Source organism: Rhodoferax ferrireducens (genome assembly GCF_031458075.1).
Taxonomy (GTDB): domain Bacteria; phylum Pseudomonadota; class Gammaproteobacteria; order Burkholderiales; family Burkholderiaceae_C; genus Rhodoferax_B; species Rhodoferax_B ferrireducens_A.
Genome location: NZ_JAVDXT010000002.1, coordinates 601,548 through 626,690 on the forward strand (window position 1 = coordinate 601,548; position 25,143 = coordinate 626,690).

The 25,143-nt window shown below is 65.6% G+C and carries 26 protein-coding genes; 8 read left to right on the plus strand and 18 right to left on the minus strand.

Annotated elements, in window-relative coordinates:
• Positions 1-5 precede the first annotated feature (5 nt).
• Both J2X19_RS11855 and J2X19_RS11860 read right to left on the minus strand, forming a co-directional pair.
• Complete coding sequence (locus tag J2X19_RS11855; RefSeq protein ID WP_310373296.1) at positions 6-797, minus strand: substrate-binding periplasmic protein; 792 nt, start codon at positions 795-797, stop codon at positions 6-8.
• 31 nt (positions 798-828) lie between these two features.
• Positions 829-1,584 (minus strand): substrate-binding periplasmic protein, encoded by a 756-nt coding sequence (locus tag J2X19_RS11860; protein WP_116603634.1) that lies wholly within the window; start codon positions 1,582-1,584, stop codon positions 829-831.
• A gap of 194 nt (positions 1,585-1,778) precedes the next feature.
• Here J2X19_RS11860 and J2X19_RS11865 point away from each other — a divergent pair, with 194 nt between their 5' ends.
• Both J2X19_RS11865 and J2X19_RS11870 read left to right on the plus strand, forming a co-directional pair.
• Positions 1,779-3,329 carry a sensor histidine kinase gene (locus J2X19_RS11865; protein WP_310373298.1) on the plus strand — a complete coding sequence of 517 codons (1,551 nt, stop codon included), beginning with the start codon at positions 1,779-1,781 and terminating at the stop codon, positions 3,327-3,329.
• A gap of 130 nt (positions 3,330-3,459) precedes the next feature.
• Entirely contained in the window at positions 3,460-3,900 is a 441-nt protein-coding gene (locus J2X19_RS11870) for an SRPBCC family protein (RefSeq protein WP_116603632.1), read from the plus strand.
• A 69-nt stretch (positions 3,901-3,969) separates the two neighbouring features.
• On the opposite strand, the gene J2X19_RS11875 is transcribed toward J2X19_RS11870, so the two are convergent.
• From J2X19_RS11875 to J2X19_RS11890, 4 genes are all read right to left on the minus strand, one after another.
• The gene (locus J2X19_RS11875) at positions 3,970-4,296 is read right to left on the minus strand and encodes a plasmid stabilization protein (protein WP_310373301.1); all 327 of its coding nucleotides are present in this window, start codon (positions 4,294-4,296) and stop codon (positions 3,970-3,972) included.
• Positions 4,297-4,339: 43 nt separating this feature from the next.
• The gene (locus J2X19_RS11880; protein WP_310373303.1) at positions 4,340-4,888 is read right to left on the minus strand and encodes a DsbA family protein; all 549 of its coding nucleotides are present in this window, start codon (positions 4,886-4,888) and stop codon (positions 4,340-4,342) included.
• Between the two features lie 24 nt (positions 4,889-4,912).
• Entirely contained in the window at positions 4,913-5,356 is a 444-nt protein-coding gene (locus tag J2X19_RS11885; protein ID WP_116603629.1) for an OsmC family protein, read from the minus strand.
• Between the two features lie 127 nt (positions 5,357-5,483).
• Positions 5,484-6,053, minus strand: coding sequence for an SRPBCC family protein (locus J2X19_RS11890; RefSeq protein ID WP_310373306.1), 570 nt, complete (start codon positions 6,051-6,053; stop codon positions 5,484-5,486).
• A gap of 192 nt (positions 6,054-6,245) precedes the next feature.
• Here J2X19_RS11890 and J2X19_RS11895 point away from each other — a divergent pair, with 192 nt between their 5' ends.
• Positions 6,246-7,001 carry a sulfite exporter TauE/SafE family protein gene (locus J2X19_RS11895; protein ID WP_116603627.1) on the plus strand — a complete coding sequence of 252 codons (756 nt, stop codon included), beginning with the start codon at positions 6,246-6,248 and terminating at the stop codon, positions 6,999-7,001.
• Between the two features lie 4 nt (positions 7,002-7,005).
• On the opposite strand, the gene pdxR is transcribed toward J2X19_RS11895, so the two are convergent.
• Positions 7,006-8,442: a MocR-like pyridoxine biosynthesis transcription factor PdxR gene (gene pdxR / locus J2X19_RS11900; RefSeq protein ID WP_310373308.1), complete on the minus strand. Its 1,437-nt coding sequence runs from the start codon at positions 8,440-8,442 to the stop codon at positions 7,006-7,008.
• Between the two features lie 67 nt (positions 8,443-8,509).
• On the opposite strand from pdxR, the gene J2X19_RS11905 reads away from it, so the two are divergent.
• On the plus strand, positions 8,510-9,160 hold the full coding sequence (locus tag J2X19_RS11905) for an FMN-binding negative transcriptional regulator (protein WP_310373310.1): 651 nt from the start codon (positions 8,510-8,512) through the stop codon (positions 9,158-9,160).
• Positions 9,161-9,220: 60 nt separating this feature from the next.
• On the opposite strand, the gene J2X19_RS11910 is transcribed toward J2X19_RS11905, so the two are convergent.
• The 6 genes from J2X19_RS11910 to J2X19_RS11935 form a co-directional block, all read right to left on the minus strand.
• Entirely contained in the window at positions 9,221-10,213 is a 993-nt protein-coding gene (locus tag J2X19_RS11910; RefSeq protein WP_116603624.1) for a peptide ABC transporter ATP-binding protein, read from the minus strand.
• On the minus strand, positions 10,210-11,184 hold the full coding sequence (locus tag J2X19_RS11915) for an ABC transporter ATP-binding protein (protein ID WP_310373313.1): 975 nt from the start codon (positions 11,182-11,184) through the stop codon (positions 10,210-10,212). Before J2X19_RS11915 ends, J2X19_RS11910 begins: the two co-directional genes overlap by 4 nt.
• A 22-nt stretch (positions 11,185-11,206) precedes the next feature.
• Positions 11,207-12,127 (minus strand): ABC transporter permease subunit, encoded by a 921-nt coding sequence (locus J2X19_RS11920; RefSeq protein ID WP_310373315.1) that lies wholly within the window; start codon positions 12,125-12,127, stop codon positions 11,207-11,209.
• Positions 12,128-12,133: 6 nt separating this feature from the next.
• Positions 12,134-13,162, minus strand: coding sequence for an ABC transporter permease subunit (locus tag J2X19_RS11925; protein WP_116603621.1), 1,029 nt, complete (start codon positions 13,160-13,162; stop codon positions 12,134-12,136).
• A gap of 71 nt (positions 13,163-13,233) precedes the next feature.
• Positions 13,234-14,826, minus strand: coding sequence for an ABC transporter substrate-binding protein (locus J2X19_RS11930; protein ID WP_116603620.1), 1,593 nt, complete (start codon positions 14,824-14,826; stop codon positions 13,234-13,236).
• 219 nt (positions 14,827-15,045) lie between these two features.
• Positions 15,046-16,314 (minus strand): MFS transporter, encoded by a 1,269-nt coding sequence (locus J2X19_RS11935; protein WP_310373318.1) that lies wholly within the window; start codon positions 16,312-16,314, stop codon positions 15,046-15,048.
• Positions 16,315-16,395: 81 nt separating this feature from the next.
• Between J2X19_RS11935 and J2X19_RS11940 the strand changes: the two genes are divergently transcribed.
• Positions 16,396-17,340, plus strand: coding sequence for a LysR substrate-binding domain-containing protein (locus J2X19_RS11940; protein ID WP_310373320.1), 945 nt, complete (start codon positions 16,396-16,398; stop codon positions 17,338-17,340).
• Between the two features lie 68 nt (positions 17,341-17,408).
• Here the strand turns inward: J2X19_RS11940 and J2X19_RS11945 are convergent, their stop codons facing one another.
• Positions 17,409-17,789 carry a hypothetical protein gene (locus J2X19_RS11945; RefSeq protein WP_310373321.1) on the minus strand — a complete coding sequence of 127 codons (381 nt, stop codon included), beginning with the start codon at positions 17,787-17,789 and terminating at the stop codon, positions 17,409-17,411.
• Position 17,790: 1 nt separating this feature from the next.
• The gene (locus J2X19_RS11950) at positions 17,791-18,162 is read right to left on the minus strand and encodes a TraR/DksA family transcriptional regulator (RefSeq protein ID WP_310373322.1); all 372 of its coding nucleotides are present in this window, start codon (positions 18,160-18,162) and stop codon (positions 17,791-17,793) included.
• A gap of 291 nt (positions 18,163-18,453) precedes the next feature.
• Between J2X19_RS11950 and J2X19_RS11955 the strand changes: the two genes are divergently transcribed.
• Positions 18,454-19,437, plus strand: a complete 984-nt coding sequence (locus J2X19_RS11955) for an aldo/keto reductase (protein ID WP_310373323.1) — start codon at positions 18,454-18,456, stop codon at positions 19,435-19,437.
• A 13-nt stretch (positions 19,438-19,450) separates the two neighbouring features.
• Here the strand turns inward: J2X19_RS11955 and J2X19_RS11960 are convergent, their stop codons facing one another.
• Positions 19,451-21,799, minus strand: a complete 2,349-nt coding sequence (locus tag J2X19_RS11960) for a putative bifunctional diguanylate cyclase/phosphodiesterase (RefSeq protein WP_310373324.1) — start codon at positions 21,797-21,799, stop codon at positions 19,451-19,453.
• A gap of 180 nt (positions 21,800-21,979) precedes the next feature.
• Here J2X19_RS11960 and J2X19_RS11965 point away from each other — a divergent pair, with 180 nt between their 5' ends.
• On the plus strand, positions 21,980-22,915 hold the full coding sequence (locus J2X19_RS11965) for an NAD(P)-dependent oxidoreductase (RefSeq protein ID WP_310373326.1): 936 nt from the start codon (positions 21,980-21,982) through the stop codon (positions 22,913-22,915).
• 63 nt (positions 22,916-22,978) lie between these two features.
• Here the strand turns inward: J2X19_RS11965 and J2X19_RS11970 are convergent, their stop codons facing one another.
• Positions 22,979-23,218 carry a hypothetical protein gene (locus tag J2X19_RS11970; protein WP_310373329.1) on the minus strand — a complete coding sequence of 80 codons (240 nt, stop codon included), beginning with the start codon at positions 23,216-23,218 and terminating at the stop codon, positions 22,979-22,981.
• 85 nt (positions 23,219-23,303) lie between these two features.
• On the opposite strand from J2X19_RS11970, the gene J2X19_RS11975 reads away from it, so the two are divergent.
• Complete coding sequence (locus J2X19_RS11975; RefSeq protein ID WP_405048667.1) at positions 23,304-24,239, plus strand: LysR substrate-binding domain-containing protein; 936 nt, start codon at positions 23,304-23,306, stop codon at positions 24,237-24,239.
• 70 nt (positions 24,240-24,309) lie between these two features.
• On the opposite strand, the gene J2X19_RS11980 is transcribed toward J2X19_RS11975, so the two are convergent.
• Positions 24,310-25,089 (minus strand): ParB N-terminal domain-containing protein, encoded by a 780-nt coding sequence (locus tag J2X19_RS11980; protein ID WP_310373332.1) that lies wholly within the window; start codon positions 25,087-25,089, stop codon positions 24,310-24,312.
• Positions 25,090-25,143 lie beyond the last annotated feature (54 nt).

A 25,143-nucleotide genomic window follows, 5' to 3' on the forward strand; every position in this document is an offset into this window, starting at 1 on the left:
AGCCCTTATTTTTCGACTACCTGCGGACGGGCCTTCCAGTTCGCAAAGCTGAGTTTGATCAGCTCGTCGATGACACCGGATTTTTTCAGCTGGGCCAGCTTGGCGTCGATGGCTTCCAGCTTGTCGGCGCAACGGCCTTTTTGGGTGAGCGCCAGGTAGTTGGGGGCGTCCACCAGATACGGTGACATGGGGGCGAAGCGCTGCTCGTCGCCGCGCTTCAGCAGGTAGGCCATGCCTGTGTAGTAGCCGGTGATGAAGTAGTCAATGCGCCCCAAGGCCAGCTTGTTGAAGTTGCTTTCTGGGTTGTCTGCCGATTCGATCTTGAGCTCGGTTTTCAGGAACTGGTCAAAGTCATCGCCAAACATATTGCCACGGGTGATGCCGCCTTTTTTGCCCACCAGATCGGCCCGTCCCTGGAAGGGAAAAGGGCGTTCACGGGCCTGGAATACCGCCACCGGATTGGACAGGGCCGGCAACTGGGGGTAGAGCAAAAACTGCTCGCGCTCAGGTGTTTTCTTCAGGGTGGCGATCATGTCCACCTCGCCGCGTTCGGCGAGTTGGACGACGCGGGCGAAGGGGCCGACATAGCGCACTTCATACGGAATCTTCAGTTCGCCCAGTACCCGTTTGGCAATCTCTATGCTCGCCCCTTGCAGCTGGGTTCCGTCGTACCAATGCATGGGCGGGTAGGCGGGGTCGGCCGTGACGACGAGCTTGCTGCAATTGGCTTGCACAGGGGCGGCGCACAGCAACGCACATAGGCCGAGCCCGTACAGCCGTGGTAACAGGTTGCTCATTGCTGGGGTCTCCGTTGTGTCCATCGGGGTGTCAAGGGGTGCCCCCGTAGCTGCGGTAGATGCGGTCCAGCGTGCCGTCTTTTTTGAGCTTCGCCAGTGCCATCTCCAGCCTCGGCAGCACCTCGGGGGCTACCTGTTTGCCCACCCACAGGTAGCTGGGCGTCTGCCCCATGGTGGCCGGCAGCAGGAACAGCTTGTCCTCCAGGCCTTCGGCCTTGATGTAGTAGACGGCAGTGAGTTCGTTGGTGTAGAAGTAGCGAACCCGCTTTCGGACGATATTTTGCAAGGCGACCGAACTGCTGGTCTCGTCCACCTTGACCTGGTGTCCGCGCAGCTTGTCTGCGTAGCTGGCGCCGGCCTGGGTCGCCACCAGGCTGCCGGAGCGGGCCAGATCCTCAAACCCGGCGATGCTTTGCTCATCGCCACGCAAACCGACCAGGCGCTCCCGCACCATGTAAACGGGTGTGGACACCCGCAGAGCAATTTCGTTGCGGATGGGGGAGTCGAGCAGCGCACAAATGATGTCCAGATGGCCTGCCCGTATGTCTTTTTCGATCCGCCGGATGGGCATGGACATGGGCGCGATGGCGAAGCGCAGGTCTTTGTCGGCCAGCTCAATCGCGTGCAGGATATCGGGGCAGTGCCCCGACACCACCCCGTTGGCCTGGCTGAACTTGGGCGCCGAGCCCTCTTGGGCGGCGGTGCGCAGAACCCAGGGAGCGCACTCGGCCCCGATGCTGGTAGCCAGAAGCGCGATGGAGAGAAGATGGTTCCAGTAGGTGCTCATGCCGCCATCCAGGTAGAACTGCGCATCGGTAAGAAGATGTTTTTCATTGAACGCGTGGGCCAGTGTTTTTGCAAGGCGGGATTAACCAGTAGTCTAGATTGACCCCAGGGGTGTGCTGCCTGACAATTTGCCGATGCACTTGAACCCTCCTCAGACGAATATCCAGAGTACCCGCACCAAAGGCTTTCGCTGACATGGACCAGGCGCAATCTCCCGTGGTCAACGCCACGCCTACCAGCAGTCTGCGGCACGATTTGTTTTCCGTCCTGATGCTGGCCCTGGTGATTCCGGGTGCTTTGGCGATTCTGATTTTGTTGACACTCAACTGGCAGAAGACCATCGAGGTGGATGTGCGGGCCAAGGCCGAGCAGTTTGCCGACCTGTTGCAAGCGGGCCTGGTGTTGCCGCTGTGGAATGTGGCCCTGGACACCGCGCGCCCCTTGATGCAGGCGGTGGTCGCCGATCCGTCTGTGGCCTGGGTGGAGGTCCGTGACACGACCGGCGAGATGGTGCTGGAGTTTCACCGGCCAGAGGATGTGCGCACCACCACCATCAAGGTCAGCCGGCAGATTGTCAAGGAGGGCGCACCCTTGGGCGAGGTCCGTCTCGCCTATGCCACGGATTCTGCCCAAAGCGATGCGCTCCATTCGTCGTGGTTGCTGGCGGCGGTGGTGGGATGCCAGTTTGTGGTGTCCTTGCTGCTGATGCGGATGTGGCTGAACCTGCGGGTCCACAAGCCGTTGAACCTGTTGCGCTCCAGTGCGGCATCGATTTCCACCGGCGACCTTAAAACCGCGGTACCAGCGCTGCGCCACGACGAGTTTGGGGTGCTGGGGCAACAGCTGGACAGCATGCGCATCGCCCTCGCGCAATCGGTAGACGTGCTGGAAGAACGGGTCACGGCGCGCACCACCGAATTGCGCCAGGCCAATACCCATCTGGAGCAGGCTTTGAACAACCTGCGGCAGGCCCAGGACCGCTTGATCCAGTCCGAGAAACTGGTGGCATTGGGCTCGCTGGTGGCTGGCGTGGCCCATGAACTGAACACCCCCATCGGCAACGGCCTGCTGGTCATCAGCACGGTCCTGGGGCAAACCCACGAGTTTCGCGCCAGCATGGGCCAGGGCTTGACCAAAACCCAGCTCAGTGGGTACCTGGACCAGGTAGAACAGGGCGCCGAGATTGCAGCCAGCAGCCTGAACCGCGCCGCGAACCTGATCCAGGATTTCAAGCAGTTCGCAGTGGACCAGACCAGTCTGCGCCGCAGGCGTTTCGATTTGAAGCAGGTGGTCCGGGAAACCCTGGCCGCGGTGTCGGTAGTCCGCAAATATGCGCTCGCCAAGCTGCACGTGGATGTGCCGGAAGGCATAGAGATGGAAAGCTACCCGGGCGCGATCGGGCAGATTGTGAGCAACCTGTTCGAGAACGCCGTGGTCCACGCTTTTTCCGAGCAGCATGCGGGCACGGTGCGGATCAGCGCGCTGCTGGACGGCGAGCAGGTGGTGTTGACGGTGTCGGACGACGGCGCGGGTATTGCGCCCGAAAACCTGTCCCGGATTTTTGACCCGTTCTACACCACCCGCATGGGTTCCGGAGGGTCTGGCCTGGGGCTGAGCATTGTGTTCAGCCTGTTGTCGGGACTGTTGGGCGGCACCATCGATGTGGAGTCCAGCCTGGGGCAGGGCACCGTCTTCCGGCTGAAGATACCCAGGGTGGCGGCTCAGCGCGACGAAGCGGAAACCTAGAAGCTGTTCGCCGGACCAGGCGACCTCTGTATGCCATCGCACAGACCTGCCCCTGCTGGCGGCGCAAGCTGGACCGGCATGCACGGCCAGGCCTCGCCAAGGACGTGCGTGCAACCCCAAGGAGCACCGCATGAATGAAACCACTGCCCAGGTCGAGAAGACCATCGCCGTCTCGGACCACAAGGTATGGGCTGCGCTGACCACGCCTGTAACCTTCAAAAAATTCTTCTTTGGTGCCGACGTGGAGTCTGACTGGGAAGTCGGTCATCCAATCCTGATGAAGGGAGAGTTCAAGGGCAAGAAGTATGCGGACAAGGGCTGCATCATCGCGGTGGATCCTCGGCGGCGGCTGAGCTTCTCGCACTGGAGCGCGATGTCCGGCAAGGCGGATGTACCGGAAAACTACCATGTAGTCAGCTTCCAGCTGAGTCCGCACGGCCGCCAGACAGAGGTGACGCTCACGCAGTCCAATCTCATCGGCGGGGCCACTGCTGCCGACATCCAGCACCGGGCGGAATACGAAAAGAACTGGGCCAGCGTGCTGGACGGCCTGGCCAAGCTCTTTGCCTGATTCCGGCGCGGCAGAGATTTATAAGAAACCGACCACCAACGCAGGTAGTGTCTGCGCTAGATGCTATGTTTAATGCAGCAAAGCCTGTTCCAGCTGGGCCTTGTTCATCTTCGACCGGCCTTTCAGGCCGCGTTGGCGCGCTTCGTTGCGCAGCTGCAGCAGGGTGCGGCCGCCCGCGCCTTTGTGGGATCGCAGGCCGCCGCGCCGGCTGGCCGGCATGTCGTTCAGCGAAGACGGGCTGGCCTCCTGGGATTCGCCGTGCTGCGCGCGTTCCTTGTTGACCACGCGGGCCGCAATTTCCTCGGCCAGCGGCTCGGGCTTGCCGCGTTCCAGCAGGCTGGTTTTGATGTGGGTGTATTGGCGCTCGCGTTTGGCGCTCCAGGCTTTTTGAGGCATGTCAGCTCCTTTCGGCTGGGTGGGATGCAAGGCCTGCGGCGGTTCAGCGGCCCTTCAGTGCGGCATGCACGGCCGTGCTCAGTGTGCCTAAGCCAAACGACACATCGATCACCGCGTCGTTCAGGAAGAAGCCCGGCGTGGCCCGCACACCGCTGCGTTCGCCGGCGCGCCGGTGCTCTTGCACGCGCTGGGTGTAGATCCGGCCGGCCATTGCGCCCTGGAAGCGGTGCATGTCCAGGCCGATGGTTTCTGCGTAGCCCGCCAGGGCTGCGGGGTCCAGGCCTTGTGGCTGGGCGAACAGCAGATGGTGCATGGGCCAGAACTTGCCCTGGGCCGCCGCGGCTTCCGCCGCTTCGGCGGCCAGCTCGGCCTGCGGGTGTACTTCCATCAGCGGGAAGTGCCGGTACACGAAGCACAGGCGCGGGCCCTCGGTTTCGGCCAGGTGCCGCACCAGCGGCGCGGCCTGCTGGCAGGTCGGGCAGGCGTAGTCGCCATATTCCACCAGGGTCAGGTTCGCGTTCGCATCTCCGAGCAGGTGGTCGGCGGTGCTAAGAGGGGCTTCAGCGGTGTCTGTCTTGTCAAGGTATTGCATGGGGTTGCGCCTCTACCGCGTGGATCAACTGCCTGGCACCAAGCTGGCCTGCAGGCTGATTTCGGGCACGCTGGCCAGGGCTTTGGACAGCGGGCAATCGCGCTTGGCGGCCAGGGCCAGTGCCTGGAACTTGGCTTCGTCCAGGCCGGGCACGGTGGCCTGCAAGACCAGGGCAATGCGGTCGATCACAAAGCCCTCACCCTGTTTGGCCAGACGGACCTTGGCCTGGGTGTCGACGGCGCTGGTGGCAAAGCCGGCCTTGTCGCAGGCGAAGGAAAACGCCATGCTGAAGCAGGCGGCATGGGCGGCGCCCAGGATTTCCTCGGGGTTGCTGCCGCGGCGGTCGTCTTCGAAGCGGGTGGCAAAGCCATAGGGCACGGCTTTCAGCGCGCCGGTTTCGGTGCTGATCTGGCCCTTGCCGTTCTTGCCAGCGCCTTCCCAATGTACGTGGGCGGTTTTCTCGATCATGGTGTGTCCTTTCCGTTTGAAGTGCGTTGGACCATGATCGCAACCCGTGTCGGTAGCGTCTGTGCGTGAGCGCACATAACAATCATTCGCAGCGCGGCGGCCGGCCGGCTGCGCGTGCCGGTGCGCCTCAGTGGCGCCGCAGCATCTCGTGCAGCATGGCCGAGAACTGTTCGGCGGTCTCGTGCCGCACCAGGGCCGGGCCGATCAGTGGCGGGAACCAGAAGCCCGGCAGCACCTCGGCGTGGTAGGTAAGCCGGGTGCCCGTGCCCTCGGCTTCCAGCTGCATCAGGCTGTCCATGCGCTGCACATTACCGCCCAGGCCATGGGCGCGGATCTCGTGCGGTGGGTTCAGGTGGATCTCGCGCACCGACTCGAACGGGGTGGAGAACACCCCGTAGCGGGCCACGCCCTTTTGCGCCACCTTGAGCACGGTGTCGCTGCGCTCCAGCACCTGGCTGCTGCTCAGATTGGGGATGAAGTCGGCCATGTGCTCAAAGTCGGTCAGCACCGCCCAGGCCTGCGCGGGCTCTACGGGTGCATGCATGCTCAGGTCGACGGTGAAAGTGCCGCCGGACCGCTCCACATGCACATCGCTCTCGGCCACCAGCGGCGCATCGGCGGCTGTGGCCGCGGCGATGGGCACCAAGGTTGCCAGCGCCCAGAAAGCCATGCGCCAGAAGCAGAGCCTGTAAACCATGTGTGTGTCCCCCCAAAGCGCTCCAGTGTGCCACGCATCGGCGCAGTCTGCCGGGCTGGGGAATATGCAAGAAATCAGGCTTTGGCGCAGCTTCTATCTGCGCTGGCAGCTATCGAAAGTAGAGCGTCTTCGGGCCGCCAGTGACGATTGTTCACAATAGGGCTTTTGCAGTGTGGACTATCGGGAGACGCAATGGATTCGCTGGTAATGGTGGTGGCGCTGGGCGCGGTGGTGGCGGGCTTTGTGCAAGGCCTGTCGGGCTTTGCCTATGGCCTGGTGGCAATGTCGTTCTGGGCCTGGACGCTGGAGCCGCGGCTGGCCGCCACGCTGGCGGTGTTTGGCTCGCTGACCGGGCAGATCATCGCGGCGGTGACAGTGCGCCGCGGCTTTGATGTGAAGGCCTTGCTGCCCTTCGTGCTGGGCGGCCTGGTAGGTATTCCTTTGGGCGTGGCCTTGTTGCCGCGCATGGACATGGACTGGTTCCGGCTGGTGCTGGGCAGCCTGCTGGTGGTCTGGTGCCCGGCCATGCTATTTGCCAAGCATCTGCCCAAGATCACCGCCGGTGGCCGCATCGCCGATGGCGTGGTCGGCATGGCCGGTGGCGTGATGGGCGGGCTGGGTGGCTTTACCGGCGCGCTGCCCACGCTGTGGTGCACGCTGCGCGGGCTGGAGAAAGACGCGCAGCGCGCCATCGTGCAGAACTTCAATCTGTCCATGCTGCTGGTGACCATGGGCACCTACCTGGCCAGCGGCATCGTCACGCGCAGCATGCTGCCGATGTTCGGCGTGGTGGCGGTGGCCATGCTGGTGCCGACGCTGATGGGCGCGCGGCTGTACATCGGCATCAGCGAGATGGCATTCCGCAAGATCGTGCTGGGGCTGCTGACGGCCTCCGGGGTGGCGATGCTGGTGGCCTCGGTGCCCAAGCTGCTGGCGCGGATCGTTTAACGCACTAACGCAATAGCGGCCCCAGCGCGCGTGCGGCCCGGTCGAGCGCGGTGGCGTCGTAGCCTGCGTAGCCGAACAGCCAGCCGCTGCGCCTGGCTTCCATGCAGTAACGCGAAATCGGCGCCAGCTGCACGCCGGCCGCGTGTGCGCGCTGGCTGAGTTCGGTGTCGTGGATCTGCGCGTCCACCTCCCATGCCAGATGCATGCCTTGCAGGCTGGGGGCCAGCTGGATCGCGCCGTGGCTGGCGCGTGCCAGGCTGTCGATCAGCGCGGCCTGGCGCTCCCGGTACAGCTCGCGCATGCGGCGCAGATGGCGCAGCAGGTAGCCGTCGGCAATGAAGCGCGCCAGCACCTCCTGCACTGCGGCCGGCGACTGCCGATCGCTCAGCGCCCGCCCTTGGGTGAAGGCGTCGACCAGCGCATCGGGCAGCACGATGAAGCCTAGCCGCAGCCCTGCGCCCAGGGTCTTGGAGAAGGTGCCCACATGCAGCACGCGTGCGTCGTGCGCCATGCTGCACAGGGCGGGAATCCGCTGCGCGCCGTACTGGAATTCGCCGTCGTAGTCGTCTTCCACAATCCAGGCGCGGTTCGCCTGGGCCCAGGAAATCAACGCCGCGCGGCGTGCCAGGCCCATGCTGACGCCCAGCGGGAACTGGTGGGTGGGTGTGACCACCGCCAGCTTGGCTTTGGGGTACAGGGCGGCGCCCTGGGCTATGCACAGGCCTTGGTCGTCCACCGGCACCGAGCGCACCAGCGCCCCCTGGGCCACCAGGTTGGCGCGGATGCCGTGGTAGCCCGGGTCTTCGACCAGCACCTCGTCGCCCACATCCAGCAGCAGCCGTGCCACCAGGTCCAGGGCCTGCTGCGAGCCGGCGGTGATCAGCACCTGGCCCGGGTCGCAACGGATGCCGCGCGACACCAGCAGCCACTGGGCGATGGCGGCACGCAGCGGCGGGTGGCCGGCGGCCTCGGTATAGCCGGCGTTGGCGACGCGCGTGGCGGTGGGCGTTTGCCGCTCCAGCCTTTGCCATAGCGCGAACGGAAACTCCTCCAGCGCCGGCCGACCGATGCGGAACGGCAGGGCGTCGCTGCTGGCCGGAATCCAGCGCGAGCCGGCCTCGGCAATCAGGCGGCCGCGCTGCGACAGCAACTGGTGCGCAGCCAGCTGCGGGGCGCGGGCGCCACCGCCACCACCACGTAGAGCCACTCTGCGCTGCGCCACGTAGGTGCCATCACCGACCCGGCCCACCAGGTAGCCCTCGGACTGCAGGCGCTCGACCGCCCACAACACCGTGTTGCGCGACACGCCCAGCACCCGCGCATGCTCGCGCGATGCCGGCAAGCGGCTGTCGGGCGCCAAGACCCCGGTCTCGATGGATTCGCGCAGGCGCAGGTAGACCTGCTGGCGCAACTGGCCGGGAACGGCTCTTTGGTTTGCCAAGAAATGGCCCCTTGGATTGATTTAAATAATCTTAGTATGGAGGGCCATTTTACGGAGCACCGATTCCATGTACCTGCCCGCCCACTTTGAAGAAACCCGCCCCGAGGTATTGCAGCCGCTGCTCAGCGCCCATCCTCTGGGCCTGCTGGTCACCCAGGACCAGGCGGGCGGCTTGGCGGCCAACAGCCTGCCGTTTCTGCTGGAGCCCGACCCGGCGGGCGGTCCGGGCATACTGCGCGGCCACGTGGCGCGCGCCAACCCGCTGTGGCGTGAGTCCCGCAGCGATGTCGATGCCTTGGTGGTGTTCCAGGGGCCGCAGGCCTATATCTCGCCCTCCATGTACCCCAGCAAGGCGGCCACCGGCAAAGTCGTGCCGACCTGGAACTACAGCATGGTGCAGGCGCGTGGCCCGCTGCGCGCCATCGACGATGCGGACTGGCTGCGCGCCTTCGTGACTCGTTTGACCGAGCGCCACGAAGCCCAGCGCCCGGTGCCGTGGGCCGTCAGCGATGCGCCCGACGACTACATAGCCGCGATGCTGCGCGCCATCGTCGGCATCGAGATCCGGCTGAGCTCGCTGCGCGGCAAGTTGAAGCTCAGCCAGAACCGCACCCGGCCCGACCAGGAGGGCGTGGTCTACGGGCTGCGCAGCCAGGGCGGCACCGAGGCCGAAGCCATGGCCCAGGCGGTGGAGCAGGCCATCGCCCCGCTGGCTTGAATCGATTTGCTACCAAATAAATAGCTGCCAGCGAAGGTGGAATATGCGCTAGCGGCCAATTTATGCCGTAACTGCTTGGCCCGCGTTGATGCTCTCCGCATGGTGGCAGGCCACCTCGCGGCCCAGCAGCGGGCGCAGCAGCGGTTCTTCTGTGGAGCAGCGCGCCGTGGCATGCGGGCAGCGCTTGTGGAAGGCGCAGCCGCTGGGCGGGTTCAGCGGACTCGGCAGCTCGCCGGTGATCTTGATCTTCACCCGGCGCTGGCCGCGGTCTATCGACGGCGTGGCCGACAGCAGGGCCTGCGTGTAGGGGTGCAGCGGGCGCTCAAAAATCAGGCCCTTGGCGCCCACCTCGACCGCCCGTCCCAGGTACATCACCATCAGGTCATTCGCCACATGCTCGACCACCGCCAGGTTGTGCGAGACGAACACATAGGCGGTCTGGAACTCTTCCTGCAGGTCCATGAACAGGTTCAGCACCTGGGCCTGGATGGACACGTCGAGTGCCGAGGTCGGCTCGTCGGCCACCAGGATCTTGGGCTGCAGAATCATCGCCCGCGCAATCGCAATCCGCTGCCGCTGGCCGCCGGAGAACATGTGCGGATAGCGCAGCGCAAACTCGGGCCGCAGGCCGACCCGGCGCATGGTGTCGTGGACCTTCGCGGTGCGCTCGGCGGCGCTGAGCTTAGTGTTCAGCAGCAGCGGCTCAGCCAGCTGGTCGATGATCTTCTGGCGCGGGTTCAGCGAGGCATAGGGGTTCTGGAACACCATCTGCACCTTGCTGCGCATGGCTTTGCGCTGGGCGCTGCTGGCGCTGTCCACCGCCTGGCCGTCCAGCACCAGCGAGCCGGAGGTCGGGGTTTCGATCAGGGTCAGCGCGCGGGCCAGCGTGCTTTTGCCGCAGCCGGATTCGCCAACCACGGCCAGGGTCTTGCCGGCCTGCAGCTGGAACGAAATGCCGTTCAGTGCCTTGACCTGGACCTTGGGCTTGAACGCGCCCTGCGATACCGCGTAGTAGCGGGTGAGGTTCTTGGCCTCCAGCACCACCGCGCTCATTGGAGCACCCCATGGGAGATCGGGAAGAAGCAGCGCACGGATTCCCCGCCAAAGCTGGTCAGCGCCGGGCGCTCGGCCTTGCAGCGGTCTTGCACGCGCGGGCAGCGCGGCGACAGCAGGCAGCCCTTGGGCCGGTCGTACTGGCCGGGCACCATGCCTTTGAGGGTGCTCAGGCGGCGCGCGCCGTGGCTGCGCTCGGGCACGGCCTGCAGCAGCGCGTCGGTATAGGGATGCGCCGGCAGGTCGAACAGGCGCTCGACCTGGCCGGTTTCCACCACCTGGCCGGCGTACATCACGGCCACGCGGTGGGCCACTTCGGCGACCACCGCCAGGTCGTGGGTGATCATCACCAGGGCCATGTTGTGGGCTTTTTGCAGGTTCACCAGCAGGTCCATGATCTGGGCCTGGATGGTCACATCCAGCGCGGTAGTGGGTTCGTCGGCGATCAGCAGGCGCGGGTTGCAGGCGATGGCGATGGCGATCATCACGCGCTGGCTCATGCCGCCCGACAGCTGGTGCGGGTACACGTCAAGCCGGCTCTTGGCGGCCGGGATTTCGACCATCTCCATCAGCTCGACCGCGCGGGCCGTGGCCGCTGCGCCGCGCAGGCCCAGGTGCTGCTTCAGCACCTCGATGATCTGGTAGCCGACGGTGAAGCTGGGGTTCAGCGAGGTCATCGGGTCCTGGAAGATCATCGCCATGTCCTTGCCCAGCAGCTTGCGGCGCTGGGCCGGGGTGATCTTCAGCAGATCCTGGCCGTCGAAGTTCAGCGTGTCGGCCGTGATGCGGCCCTGGCCGTCGAGCAGGCCCATCAAGGCCATCATGGTGACGGATTTGCCCGAGCCGGATTCGCCGACGATGCCGACGATCTCGCCCTGCGAGACAGACAGGTCCAGCCCGTCCACAGCCCGGAAAGCCCGGCCTTGTGGGCCGAACTCTACGGATAGATTTTTGATTGTTAACAAACTCATCGTGTTTCTTCTTGTGTGGAATTCAGGCTGCGGTCTTGAGCTTGGGGTCGAGCGCGTCGCGCAGGCCGTCGCCCATCAGATTGATCGCCAGCACCGAGAACAGAATCGTCAGGCCGGGCAGGGTGACGACCCACCAGGCGCGCTCGATGTAGTCGCGCGCCGAGGCCAGCATGGTGCCCCATTCGGGCAGCGGCGGCTGCACGCCCAGGCCCAGAAAGCCCAGGGCCGAGATTTCCAGGATCGCCGCCGAGAAGCCCATGGTGGCGTGCACGATCAGCGGCGCCATGCAGTTGGGCAGCACGGTGACGAACATCAGGCGCAGCGTGCCCGCGCCCGACAGGCGGGCGGCGGTCACGTAGTCGCGGTTCAGTTCGGTCATGGCCGAGGCGCGGGTCAGCCGCACATAGGCGGGCAGCGAGACCACGGCGATGGCCACCATGGCATTGCCGAGCCCGGGGCCGAGCACGGCCATGATGGCCACGGCCAGCAGCAGCGCGGGCAGGGCCATCATGATGTCCATGAAGCGCATGATGGCCGAGTCCAAAGCCTTGCCGAAGAAGGCGGCCGACAGGCCCAGCACCACGCCGGGAATCATCGCCAGCACCACCGACACGAAGCCGACGAACAGCGACAGCCGCGCGCCGTGGATCAGCCGCGACAGGATGTCGCGCCCGACCTCGTCGGTGCCCAGCAGGAACCGGCTGGAGCCGCCGGCCACCCAGGCGGGCGGGGTGAGAAAGTGTTCGCGGAACTGCTCAATCGGGTCGTAGGGCGCGACCCAGGGGGCGAACAGCGCGGCCGCGCAGACCAGGACCATGAAGACCAGGCCGACGACAGCGCCCTTGTTCTTGGTGAAGCCGCGCCAGAATTCTGACCAGCTGGACGGCGGGGTGCCGGGCGCGAGCTCGAGCTCGTCGGTGGCGGGGAGGGGAAGGGTAGACATGGTTTTTTACTTCTGGTGTCGGATGCGTGGGTTGGCCACGCCGTACAGGATGTCGACGACAAAATTGGTGGTGATCACCAGCAGGGCGACCAGCAGAATGCCGCTTTGCACCACCGGGTAGTCGCGCCGGCTGATGGCGTCGATCAGCCATTTGCCGATGCCCGGCCAGGAGAAGATGGTCTCGGTCAGCACCGCGCCGCCCATCAACGTGCCGATCTGCAGGCCGATCACGGTGAGCACCGGGATCAGCGCATTGCGCAGCGTGTGGATGAACACCACGCGTGTGGGCGACAGGCCTTTGGCCCGGGCGGTGCGCACATAGTCTTCCTTCAGCACTTCCAGCATGCTGGAGCGCGTCATGCGGGCAATCACCGCCAGCGGGATGGTGCCGAGCACGATGGTCGGCAGTATCAGGTGCTTGATGGCGTCCCACAGCGCGCCGGCGTTCAGGCTCGGGTCGGCGCGCTGGGCACGCCAGGCGTCGATCAGCATGAAGCCGGTGTCGGGCGGAATGTCGAACATCAGGTCGATACGGCCGGACACCGGCGTCCAGCCCAGGCCGCTGGAGAAGACCATGATCAGCACCAGGCCCCACCAGAAGATCGGCATCGAATAGCCGGTCAGCGCCACGGTCATCACGCCGTGGTCCAGGAAGGAGCCGCGCTTCACCGCCGCGGTGACGCCGGCGACCATGCCGAACACCAGCGCGAACAGCAAGGCCATCAGCGCGAGTTCCAGCGTGGCGGGAAACAGGATCTTGAATTCGCTCCAGACCGGGGCCTGGGTCTTCAGCGATGCACCCAGGTCGCCGTGCACCAGCTTGCCCAGGTATTGCACATACTGCACCGGCAACGGTTGGTCCAGGCCCAGCTGCTTGAGGGCGATGGCATGCGCGGCCGGGTCGATTGAGCGCTCACCGCGCATGACTTCGATCGGGTCGCCCGGGATCATGCGGATCAGCGAAAAGGTCAGCAGGGTGATACCGAAGAAGGTCGGAATCACCACGGCCAAGCGTTTGAGGATGTAGAAGAACATAGTGGCTTAAAACAAAAAAGCAAGGTAACGAAACTAGCCGTTACCTTGCTTTTACTTCTGACGAAGTGGGTTTACTTGACGCTGACGCCCGCGAAGTCAAACACCGCAAACGGACTGATCTTCAGGCCTTCAACACCCTTGGCGGTGGGCAGGCTCACCGTGGAGTGGGCGATGGTCGACCAGGGCATGTCGCGCTTGAAGACTTCTTGCGCCTTCATGTACAGCGCTGTGCGTTCTTTCTGGTCCAGGCTGTTGCGGGCCTTGAGCACCATGCCGTCGAATTCCTTGCTGCAGTAGCGCGCATAGTTGGAGCCGCCCACGGCTTCGCAGGTCAGCAGCACGCCGAGGAAGTTGTCGGGGCTGGCGTAGTCGCCGCTCCAGCCGATCAGGCCAGCGTCTTGTTCGCCGGCTTTCATGCGCTTCAGGTACTCACCCCATTCGTAGCTGACGATCTTGGCCTTGACGCCAATCTTGGCCCAGTCGCTCTGGATCATTTCGGCCATCAGCTTGGCGTTGGGGTTGTAGGGGCGCACCACCGGCATGCTCCACAGCGTGATCTCGAAGCCATCGGGGTAGCCGGCTTTCTTCAGCAGCGCCTTGGCTTTTTCGATGTCCAGCGGGGCGTTCTTCAGCGCCGGGTTATACGACCACAGCGACGATGGGAACGGGTTGCTGGCTTCCTGGCCCTGGCCTTGGTAGACCGCGTCGATGATGGCCTTGCGGTTGATCGCCATGTCCAGCGCCTGGCGCACTTCGAGCTTGCCAGTGATCGGCTTTTCGGTGTTGTAGGCCAGGTAGCCGATGTTGAAGCCGGGGGCGCTGATGACCTTGAGCTTGGGGTCGGCCTTCAGGCTGTCCAGATCCTGTGGCTTGGGGTAGGACATGGCCTGGCATTCGCCGGCCTTGATCTTCTGCGCACGCACTGCACCGTCGGTGGTGATGGCGAAGATCAGGTTGTCCACCTTCACGTCCTTGGGGTTCCAGTATTCCTTGTTGCCGGCGTAGCGGATCTGCGAGTCTTTTTGGTAGCGCTTCAGGATGTAGGGGCCAGTGCCCACGGGCTGCTGGTTGATCAGCGCGGGCGTGCCGGCGGTCAACAGCTTGTTCGCATGCTCGGCCGACAGGATGGAGAACACCGGCATGGCGATCTTGGGCAGCAGATCGGGATCAGGCTTCTTCAGCAGGAAGACCACGGTGTAGTCGTCGGTCTTGCGTACCGAGGCGACGTTGCTGTCCAGGCCGGTGTCGCCCGCATACGGGTACTGCACGGTGTAGGCCTTGGCGAAGGCATTGCTCTTGTCGAACATGCGCATGAACGTGAACACCACGTCATCGGCATTGAAGGTGCGGCTGGGGGTGAAGTTCTCGGTGGTATGGAACTTGACGCCCTTGCGCAGATGGAAGGTGTAGGTCAGGCCGTCAGGGGCGGTGTCATACGACTCGGCCAGTGCGGGCACGACCTTGGTGGTGCCGCGTTCAAATTCGACCAGGCGGTTGAAGATGGCCATGCCGGCGGCGTCAAAGGTTTGGCCGCCAGTGTATTGGGCGGTGTCAAAGCCTTCGGGGCTGGCTTCGGAACAATAGACCAGGGTGCCTGCGGCGTGGGTTGCCATGGCGGCGACGGTCAGGCCCAGGGCCATGACCAGTTTGCTCAGATTTTTCATGTTGCTCCAAATATGTCAAAACGCTAAGGCAGACGTGCACCTCGATGGTGCTCGATTGGTGCGGCACGGGGATCGGTACATACCCCAGCGTCTGCCGACGTGATTATCTGCAGGTTCCATGCCATCGTCAGACATCATGTCACATAGGTGTCAGTGCTATTGTAAATATAGCTTGTAGTGCATGTGGGATGTGCGTTGGAGCCGGATTTGTGGTGTTTTCTACTTCGGCTGCACTTTGGTGCTGGCGAGCAATGGCCGCGCCATCAGCGCGCAGCCGCTGGCCAGCAGCCAGACTAGCGGCCAGCCCTGCAGCGTCAGCAGATGCGGCAAGGCCAGCGGCGTCACAAAGCAGACGCTGAACACGCAGGTATTCGCCATCGCCAGCGCCGTGCCCGACCGCTGCGCGCCGGCGCAGCTGGCCAGCTGCACATAGGCCACGCCATGCCAGGCGGAGACGCAGATGCCGCAGATGGCCAGCAGCACCAGCAAGCTAGCGCGCAGCAGCGGCGAGGCCAGCAACTGCCCGCCGTCGGCCAGCGCGCTGAACAGCGCCAAGCCGGCAAACAGCGCCGCGCTGAGCCCGCTGCAGGCGCGCAGATAGGCCGGGCGGTTGCGCCGCTGGTCGGTCCAGCGGCCGCTCCAGACGCGCATCACCATCGCGCCGACCTGTACCAGCGCCATCGCTGCGGTGATGGTCGCCAGGCCGGCGTGGCCGTAGTCGTGCAGAAACACGGTGCCGAAGGACAGCACGGCGAACTGCGGCGCACACAGAATGCCGATGCCGGCCACGGTGCGCCAGATGCGCGGGTCGCGCAGTGGGCCGCTGCCCGCAGCGGTGGCGGGTTTTCTGTGCGTGGTCAGCGCCGGCTCGTGCACCCAGGCCCAGGTCAGCAGCGCGGCCAGCAGGCACAGCACGGCCAGCAGGCTGTAGATCGCGGCAAAGCCGTGCTGCAGTGCCACGGCCGGCAGCAGCAGCGCGCCGATGCCGCCGCCCAGCGGCACGGCGGTCTGGCGGATGCTCATGGCCAGGCCGCGCTCGCCGTCGGCAAACCACAGCATCACCGCCCGGCCGCTGGCACCGTTCACGCTGCCGCCCAGCAGGCCGACCAGCACCAGGCCGCCGGCCAGCCAGCCCAGCGCTGGAATCTGCCCGTTGGATGGTGCCGCCCACAGCGCCATCGCCGCCAGCGCCAGCGCGGTGCTGACCAGGCCGGTCAGCAGCACCGGGCGGTCGCCCCAGCGGTCGGTCAGCAAGCCCCAGGGCAGCTCGCTGATGGCGATTCCTAAGCCCATCAGGCCGAGCACCAGGCCTAGCGTGGCGTTGTCGAGCCGGTAGCCGTCGCGCATCAGCACGGCCGTCATCGGCAAGCCGCTAAAGGCCACGGAAAACGCCGCATTCGCGGCAACGCCGGCGGCCAGCACTTTCCAGCGGTGGCGCGGCGGCGGGCAGGTGACGAGGGGGGTGGAGAGGGTCGCTTGGTGTGTCATGCGGCGGATTGTGGATACCGCAGACTGTTTTGAAAATCAGAAAATAGTAGACTGATCATTTTGAAAACCGGGATGATTGCCATGGGCCAGGTCACCTACGACATCGACATGCTGCGCAGCTTTTCCACCGGCATCGCGCTGGGCAGCTACGCCCGCGCGGCGGACCGCCTGGGCCGCTCCACCTCGGCCGTCAGCGCCCAGCTGAAGAAGCTGGAATCGCAGTCCGGCACGCCCTTGCTGCGCAAGTCCGGCCGCGGGCTGGAGCTGACCGATGCCGGCGAAACCTTGCTGGCCTACGCGCACCGGCTGCTGGCGCTGAACGACGAAGCCGTGGCCGCGGTGCGCGGCACCGACTTGCAGGGCCGGGTACGCCTGGGCCTGCAGGAAGACCTGGGCGAAGCCGTGCTGCCCGAGGCGCTGGGTCGCTTCGCCCGCGCCCACCCCAAGGTGCGCATCGAGGCCTGCGTGGCGACCAGCGCGGTGCTGCGCGAGCGGCTGGCGCTGGGCCAACTGGACCTGGCGATGTTCTGGGACGTGGGCCTGGATGCTGCCGACCAGCACACCGACAGCGTGCTGCGCCTGCCACTGCAGTGGATAGGCCCGGCCGACCTGGATGCCCTGGATGCTCCCTGGTGGCAGCAGCTGCAGAAGGTGGGGCGGGGCGCGCAGGGCGACTTGCAAGAGCCGATACCGCTGGTCGTCGTCGATGCCCCATGCCCGCTACGCGAGATCGTCACCACCACGTTGGAGCGCGCCGGCCTGCCGTGGCGCTATGTGTTCACCAGCTCCAGCCTGGCCGCGCTGTGGGCCGCCACCTCGGCCGGCCTGGGCCTGTGCGTGCGCACGCCGTTCGGTCTGCCGGCCCATGTGCGGACGATCGAACGTACTGGCACCGTGTTGCCGGCGCTACCGCAGATCACCTTGGCTCTGCGCCGCGCCAGCAGCGAACCCGAGCCGCCGGTGCAGCGGCTGGCGGAGTTGTTGACCGAGTCGGTGCAGCAGAATGTGCGGGTCCGGGTGCCGTAGATCAGGCTGGCGTCGCGGCCCTGGCCGAGTTGCTAACCGATCCGGCTCAGCAGAACTTACCCGCCAATTCATCCGGCGGTAGGAACACCCGCCATCAGGTTGTGCTTATCAAACGCCTTGCGCGCCATCGCCACCAGCTGGTTCTCGGTCGGGTGGTCCACCACCTCGTAGCCGACGATCTGCGGGATGAGCAGGGGGCGGTGCTTTTCGGCGTAGTGCTTGAAGTCGGCTGTGGCGGTGTGCGAGCCGGTGACCAGCACTTGCTGGATGCCGTCCAGCGCGTTGCAGACTTCGCCGAAGAATTCATGCTCGGTGCGTACTGCGCTGTTGCGTTGGGCGGTCTGGTGCTTGTGGGCCTGGATGCGCTGCGACAGCACCTGCTCGGCATCGAATTGCACGACCAGGGCGGATTGGTGGTCGGTCAGGACCACGGCATGGAACAGCGGCATATCAAAGTTTCCTTTCAAAAATCGAGGCACAGGCCACGCAACGCAGAGACTGGGGCTCTACGCGCAGGCGTTCGAAGGGAATGGGCTGCACGCAGTCCACGCAGATGCCAAAGTTGTCGTCCTGCAGGTGCTGTTCGGCCCGGGTGATGGCCGCCAGCTCCTGCATGTCCATGTCGGTCAAGGCCCTGTCGACCTCGCGTTCTCCGGTGTCTTGCGCAAAGTCGTCGCCGCCCTGGGCCAGGGCTTCCTGGGCCAGGCCTGCGCTCGACACGCTGTTCGGGTGTTGCGCCAGGTCGTTTTGCAGCGATAGCCGCCGGGCCTGCAAGGCCTGGCCAATGGTGTTGCGCTGCTCTGTACTGAGGTGGGGGTGCATGGTGTTCTCCTGTATGTCCATCATGGGCGTGGCGCAGTGGCTGGGTACTGATGCAGATCAATGGCGGGCCAGCTAAGGGCCACGGGTATGGCTGCACCATAGACAGGGCGGGCCAGGGCGTCTGTTCGTTCGCCCACATAGGTGCGGCTCCGCCGTGGGTTGCTATACAAGTAGTAGCTGCTAGCGCTGCTGGAATATGCGCTATAGGCTATTTTTATCTATATTGTTGGTGCAATGCACTAAATCGCTGCCGGTGCGATACTTGCCCTCCAATTTGACTAGGAGACATGCATGCAATACCGCCCCCTCGGCCGCACCGGCTGGAACATCTCAACCGTCAGCTTCGGCGCCTGGGCCATTGGCGGCACCTGGGGCGAGACCGATGACGCTGAATCCATGGGCGCGCTGCACCGCGCGCTGGACCTGGGCGTGAACTTCTTTGACAGCGCCGATGTGTACGGCGATGGCCGCAGCGAGCGCCTGCTGGCCCAGCTCAAGCGTGAACGCAGCGAGCCTTTCTATATCGCCACCAAGGCCGGGCGCCGCCTGAGCCCGCACGTGGCTGGCGGCTACAACCGCGAGAACCTGACAGCCTTTGTCGAGCGCAGCCTGACCAACCTGAACACCGAGGCGCTGGACCTGCTGCAGCTGCACTGCCCACCGACCGAGGTGTTCTACATGCCCGAGGTGTTTGGCGTGCTCGACGACCTGCAAAAGGCCGGAAAGCTGCGTCACTACGGCGTGAGCGTGGAGAAGGTCGAAGAGGCGCTGAAGGCCATCGAGTACCCGGGCGTGCAGTCGGTGCAGATCATCTACAACCTGTTCCGCCAGCGCCCGGCCGAGCTGCTGTTCGAACAGACGCAAAAGCGCGGCGTCGGCATCCTGGCGCGGCTGCCGCTGTCCAGCGGCTTGCTCAGCGGCAAGATGACGGCCGACAGCAGCTTCGCCCCCGACGACCACCGCCAGTTCAACCGCGAAGGTGCGGCTTTCGACAAGGGCGAAACCTTCTCCGGCCTGGACTACAGCGTGGGCCTGCAGGCGGTGGACGCGATGCGGCCGCTGGTGCCGGCCGGCCAGAGCATGGCGCAGATGGCGCTGCGCTGGATCCAGATGCACCCGGCCGTGACCTGCTCGATCCCTGGCGGCAAGCGCGCCTCCCAGGTGGCCGACAACGTGGCGGCCGCCGACTTGCCGCCGTTGGGCGACGCGACGATGCAGGCCCTGGCCGAGGTCTACGCCCGCTACGCCAAGCCGCTGGTGCACCAGCGCTGGTAAACGTTCAACGGGCTTAGGCGCCGGGTGCCAGGTGCGTCGCCGCAAAGGCCGTGGCGGCCTCCAGCGGCAGCGGGCGCGCAAAGTGGTAACCCTGGCCGGTGGTGCAGGCCAGCTGGGTCAGCAGGGCGGCCTGCTCGGCGGTTTCAATGCCTTCGGCCGTGGTTTCCATGTGCAGTGCGCTGGCCAGGTCGATCACCGAGCGCACGATGGCCTGGGACTCGGCGCTCTGCAGGATGGCCATCACGAACGAGCGGTCGATCTTCAGCTTGTGGAACGGAAAGCTGCGCAGATAGGCCAGCGATGAATAGCCGACGCCAAAGTCGTCCAGCGCAATCCGGATGCCGGCCGCGCGCAGGCGGTGCAGGGCGGTCAGCACGTCTTCGGTGTCCTTCAGGAACACGGATTCGGTGATCTCCAGCTCCAGCCGCTCGGCTGGCAAACCGCTGCGCGCCACGACCTCCAGGATCTTGTCGACCAACAGCTCGTCGTCGAACTGGCAGGCCGACAGGTTGACCGCCACCAGCAGCCCGGCCGGCAGCTGGTGGGCGGCGGTGCAAGCGGTTTCTAACACCCACAGGCCGATGTCGCGGATCAAGCCGGCTTCTTCGGCCACCGGGATGAACTCGGCCGGTGAGACATTGCCAAAGCGCGGGCTGGACCAGCGCAGCAAGGCCTCGACCCCGGTGATCTGGTGCGTGCGCAGCGAGATTTGCGGCTGGTACACCAGGTGCATGGCGCGCTGGGCGAGGGCCTGGCGCAAGCCGTCTTCCAGCGCGATGCGGCGCTGGGCTTTCTCGTCCATGGCCATGCAGAAAAACTGCGCCTGCCGGCGGCCGCGCGCCTTGGCCTCGTACAGCGCCAGGTCGGCGTGGTGCAGGATCTCGTCGGGCTGCTGGCCGTCGCGCGGCAGAAAGGCGATGCCCATGCTGGTGTGCGGCGTGAAGCTGATGCCCGACAAGTCGCAGGGCTGCTCGATGGCCTGCATCAGCCGGGTGGCAAAGCAGCGGGCTTCGTCCACCTCGGTCACGCCGTCGAGCAGGATGGCGAACTCGTCTCCGCCCAGCCGGGCCACCAGGTCGCGGCCGCGGATGGTGCTGGTCATGCGCTGGGCCACGGCCTTCAGCAGCAGGTCGCCGTTGGCGTGACCATAGGCGTCGTTGACCCGCTTGAAGTTGTCCATGTCGATGCACAGCAGCGCGGCGCTGCCCGGCGTGCTGCCGTCGTGGCCGCACAGCTGCTGCAGGCGGTGCTGGAAATGGCGGCGGTTGGCCAGGCCGGTCAGCGCGTCGAAGTGGGCCAGGCGGTGCATGGCGTCTTCGGCGTGCTTGCGGTCGGTGACATCGGCGCCCACGCCGCGCCAGCCCGGTGTTACCTGCGATATCGGCGTACCCGGCGCGCCCGAACTGCCGGGCCACACCGGCTTGGCCGTCAGCGCCCACCAGCGCAGCGCGTCGCCAATCACCACCGGCACCAACAGGTCGCGGAACGGCAGGGGCGTGGACAGCGCGGTCTGCAACTGGCCGAGGTAATGGCCGGCGTCGGCCGGCACCCGTGCCGGCTGCTGCAGGTGGGTGCGCGCAATCAGCGCCACCAGGCTGAAGGCCGTGTCCTGCTGCGGGTCGAACTGCAGCGCCCGGTTGAGCCGGCTGGAGGCGTGGCCCAGCTGGCCGTTGGGGGCCAGCTCCCACAGGAAGTCGCTGGAGTTTTCTTCGAAGTCGCGCAGTAGCAGGCCGACGATCTGCTGCTTGTGCGCGGCATCGGCCTCGGCCACCAGCCGCGAGCCATAGGATTTGGCCATCACCTGCACCGACGCCACCACAATCAGGCTGTAGGCCACCAGCAGGCAGAACAGAATCTCGGCGCCCGGCAGGCTGGTGCGCAGCAGCCCGACCATGGAGCCGGCCGTCATGACCAGCACATAGGCGATGGCCGCCGCCGGCACCGTCACCAGCGCAAAACCGCCCGCGCAAATCATGCCGCAGCTGATGGTGATCAGCATCTGCTGGTCCTGCACCTCCACGCTGGACAGCAGCAGCGCCGGCAGCGCACCCCATAGCGCGCCCAGGCCCAGCGCGTGCCGGAAGGCGCGTCGCATGGCTTTGCGCGATGCGGTTTGCCGCGTGCTGCGGCGCTGGGCGCGGTACCAGGCGGCCATGGCCTGGTAGGCAAAGAACAGCAGCACCAGCAGCCAGCCCCAGAGCCAGGCCGACTGGTCGGCCAGGCGGTAGGCCAGGAAGCCGGCGTTGAACAGGTTGACCAGCATGGACAGCGGCGTGAGCCGCAGCATGGCCTGCAGCTGCTTGGCCCGGAAGCTGGCCGCCAAGGGTTCATCCGCTTCGTACGGAGCCAGGGATCGGCGCATGCGGGCGAGCAAGCCAGGGGGAGTGGGTTCAGTCGTGCTTACCATCGGTTGGGCTGCGGTGCGGTCGCGCATCAATGGTTTGTAAATTTTTACGTCTGCGAACATTGTGGCAGCGAGTGCGCTTGCCAAGGCGCTGTATGGGGTACAAATCACCTCCAATACATACCCACAAAGGCAGACATGGAACAGACGCGTGAACAAATCGGCTTTATCGGCCTGGGCCTGATGGGCCACGGCATGGCCAAGAACATCGTGGACAAGGGCTATCCGCTGAGCATTTACGCGCGCAAGCCCTCGGCCGCGGTGGACGACTTGCTGCAGCGTGGCGCCCGGCAGGCCGACTCGCTGCCGGCGTTGGCGGCCCAGGCCACGGTGGTGTTTCTGTGCGTCACCGGCTCCAAAGACGTGGAAGACCTCATCCGCGGTCCGAACGGCCTGGGGCAGAGCCTGCGCCCGGGTTCGGTGCTGGTCGATTGCTCGACCGCCGACCCGACCTCCACCGTAGCGCTGGCGGCCGAGCTGGCGCCGCTGGGCATCACCCTGGTGGATGCGCCGCTGAGCCGCACGCCCAAGGAAGCCTGGGCCGGTACGCTGGACACCATGGTCGGCGCTGATCAGGCCACTTTTGAGCGCATCCAGCCGATTCTGGCCACCTGGGCCGGCAAGGTAGTGCACATCGGCGGCCCGGGCGACGGGCACCGCATGAAGCTGGTGAACAACTTCATCTCGCTGGGCTACGCGGCGCTGTACTCGGAGGCCATGGCCGTGGCGCAGGCGGTCGGCATCACGCCGCAGCGCGTGGACTCGGTGATCCGCGGCGGCCGCATGGACTGCGGCTTCTACCAGACCTTCATGGGCTATGTGCTGGACGGCAACAAGGAGGCGCACAAGTTCACACTGCAAAACGCCTTCAAGGACTTGCGCTATCTGGAATCCATGGCCGACGCCGCCGGCGTGGCGAATCCGTTGGGCAATGCGGTGAAAAATGCGTTCGCGCTGGCCGTGGGCGGCGGTGCTGGCCAGTCGTATGTGCCCATGCTGCCAGAGATCATCGGCAAGCTCAGCGGCGTCGATCTGGCGCCGAAAGTGACCCCACCCGCCGCCGACAAGCCTTAGATGGTTTGCTATTGATTAAATAGCTGCTGGCGCAGGTTCTGTATGCGCCAGAGCCTGTTTTTATCAATATTTATCGTACTGTTGGCGGCGGTCGTAGCGGGCCAGTTCAACCTGCTCGCGCAGCTTGCCGGGGATGCGCCCGGGCACATCGATGTCGCGCAGCAGATGGGCGCCGAGTTCGCCCAGCGGCGGCTCGGCGGGGCGCCGCCAGGCGGTAGCGTTGCGCCAGGCCTGCAGCAGCGCATGGCGCAGGCCGGGGAGCAGGCGGTCGGGGGCGGGAACGGAAGTGTTGGCGTAGTCCATGGAAGCTGCTCTTTATCGGGTGTGGTAAGCATAGGTGTCCACCACAGCCGATAAAAGCGCTCATTTCTGCCAAGTCTGGTTGCTTATACTTACCAGCATGGCCCGTATCCCCCTGCAAACCTTGCCTACCTTTGTGGCCGTGGCTGCGCTGGGTAACCTGCGCGCGGCCGGCGAGCAGCTGCACCTGACGCACAGCGCGATCAGCCAGCAGATCCGCCTGCTGGAACAGCAGCTCGGCTATGCCGTGTTCGACCGGCCCGGCCGCCGGGTGGTGCTGAACGCGGCCGGCGCCGCGCTGCTGCGGGCGGTGGAGCCCGCGCTGGCCCAGATTGACGAAGGCGCGCGGGCCGGCGCGCTGGCGGTGCGGGGCGCGCAGCAGCATCTGCGGATCACCGTGTCGCCGTCGTTTGCCCAGCACTGGCTGATGCCGCGCATGGCCGCATGGCGGGCGCTGCAGCCTGGCATATCGGTAGAGCTGCACACCTCGCAAACGGCCGTGGACCTGGGCCGCGAGGGTTTCCACGCGGCGGTGCGCCAGGGCAAGGGCCCGTGGCGCGGGCTGGAGGGCGAGTGCCTGATCGACTCGCAGCAGGTGGTGCTGGCCTGCCCGGCGATTGCCCAACGCCTGGCGGGCAGCGATCCGGCCAGTTGGCTGCAGGAGTCCTTGCTGGGTACCAGTGAATGCTGGGAGGCCTGGTTTGCGCTGGCCGGGCACCGGGTGCGCATCCAGCCGATTGCGGTGTTCAACGACATGGGCCTGATGCTGCAGGCCACGGAGCAGGGCCTGGGCATCGCCCTGGGCCGCGAGCTGGTGGCCGCCGATGCCCTGCGCGCCGGCCGTTTGGTGCAGCTATCGCCGCTGGCGCTGGGCACCGAGGCGTATGACGCCTACTGGCTGGTCCACCCCCCGGAGCACCGCGACTGGCCGCCGCTGCAGACATTCAAGGCCTGGCTGCAGGCGGAGCTGCAGCAGGCATCGGCCCAGCTGCAGCAGTTTCGCCAAACCGGGCGGTCGGACTAGCTGCTATCTTGTTGATAGCTGCTGGCGCAGGTGTTGCCTGCGCCAGAGCCCGTTTTTTCTTAAATTTGCATCAAGCCATCTGCTCGGCCAGCTGGGCGCGCAGGGCCGCGTTCTCGGCGGTCAGCTCGGCTACGGTCTGCTTCAGCCGGGCGATGATGCCTTCGGGCGACTCGGGTTCGGTGCGCTCCACGGCCTTGGCGTTGCGCACCTGGCGGGCGGCTTGCTGCAGCTCTTTCTTGCCGCCGGCGGCGGCAGCCAGCTGGGCTTCGGCCGGCAGGCTGGCCACAGTGGCCGCGGTGTTGATGGAGATCGTGCCCGACTTCACCGCCGCTACCAGCTCGGGCGTGGCGGATTTCTGGATCTTCTCGATCTGGCTGATGGTGTTGCTGCTGATGCGCGCGGCCTTGGCCAGGGCTTCGCGGGTCAGCGCTGGCTCGGCGGCGGGGGCCGGGGCGGGTGCAGCCGATTCCTCCCAGGGCGCGGGGCCGCTGGTGTCGGCGGGTGCTTCCACCTTGGCTGGCTGGTCGCGGCTGGCCAGGATGTCTTTTTTGCGCAGCGCGAGCACGCCGCGCTGGAAGTCGGACACGCTGCGGCGGCCCAGGTGCTGGTCGATCATCCAGAGGTGTACGTCGTCCATCGATTGGAAGCTGGCGTTCTGCACGGTGTTGAAGGGCAGGCTGTGCTTTTGGCAGATGCCGTAGCGGTTGTGGCCGTCGACCAGCACGTCGCCCCACAGCACCAGCGCGTCGCGGCAGCCCTCGGCCAGGATGCTGCGCTCCAGCGCAGCGTGTTCGTCCGGGGTCAGCGGATCGATGTAGGCAAGCAGTTCTTCGTTGACCGTGATATTCATTTTGGGGCGGAGTGGACAGTAAGCGGGGCGCGATTGTAAAAGCCCCGGCGACCA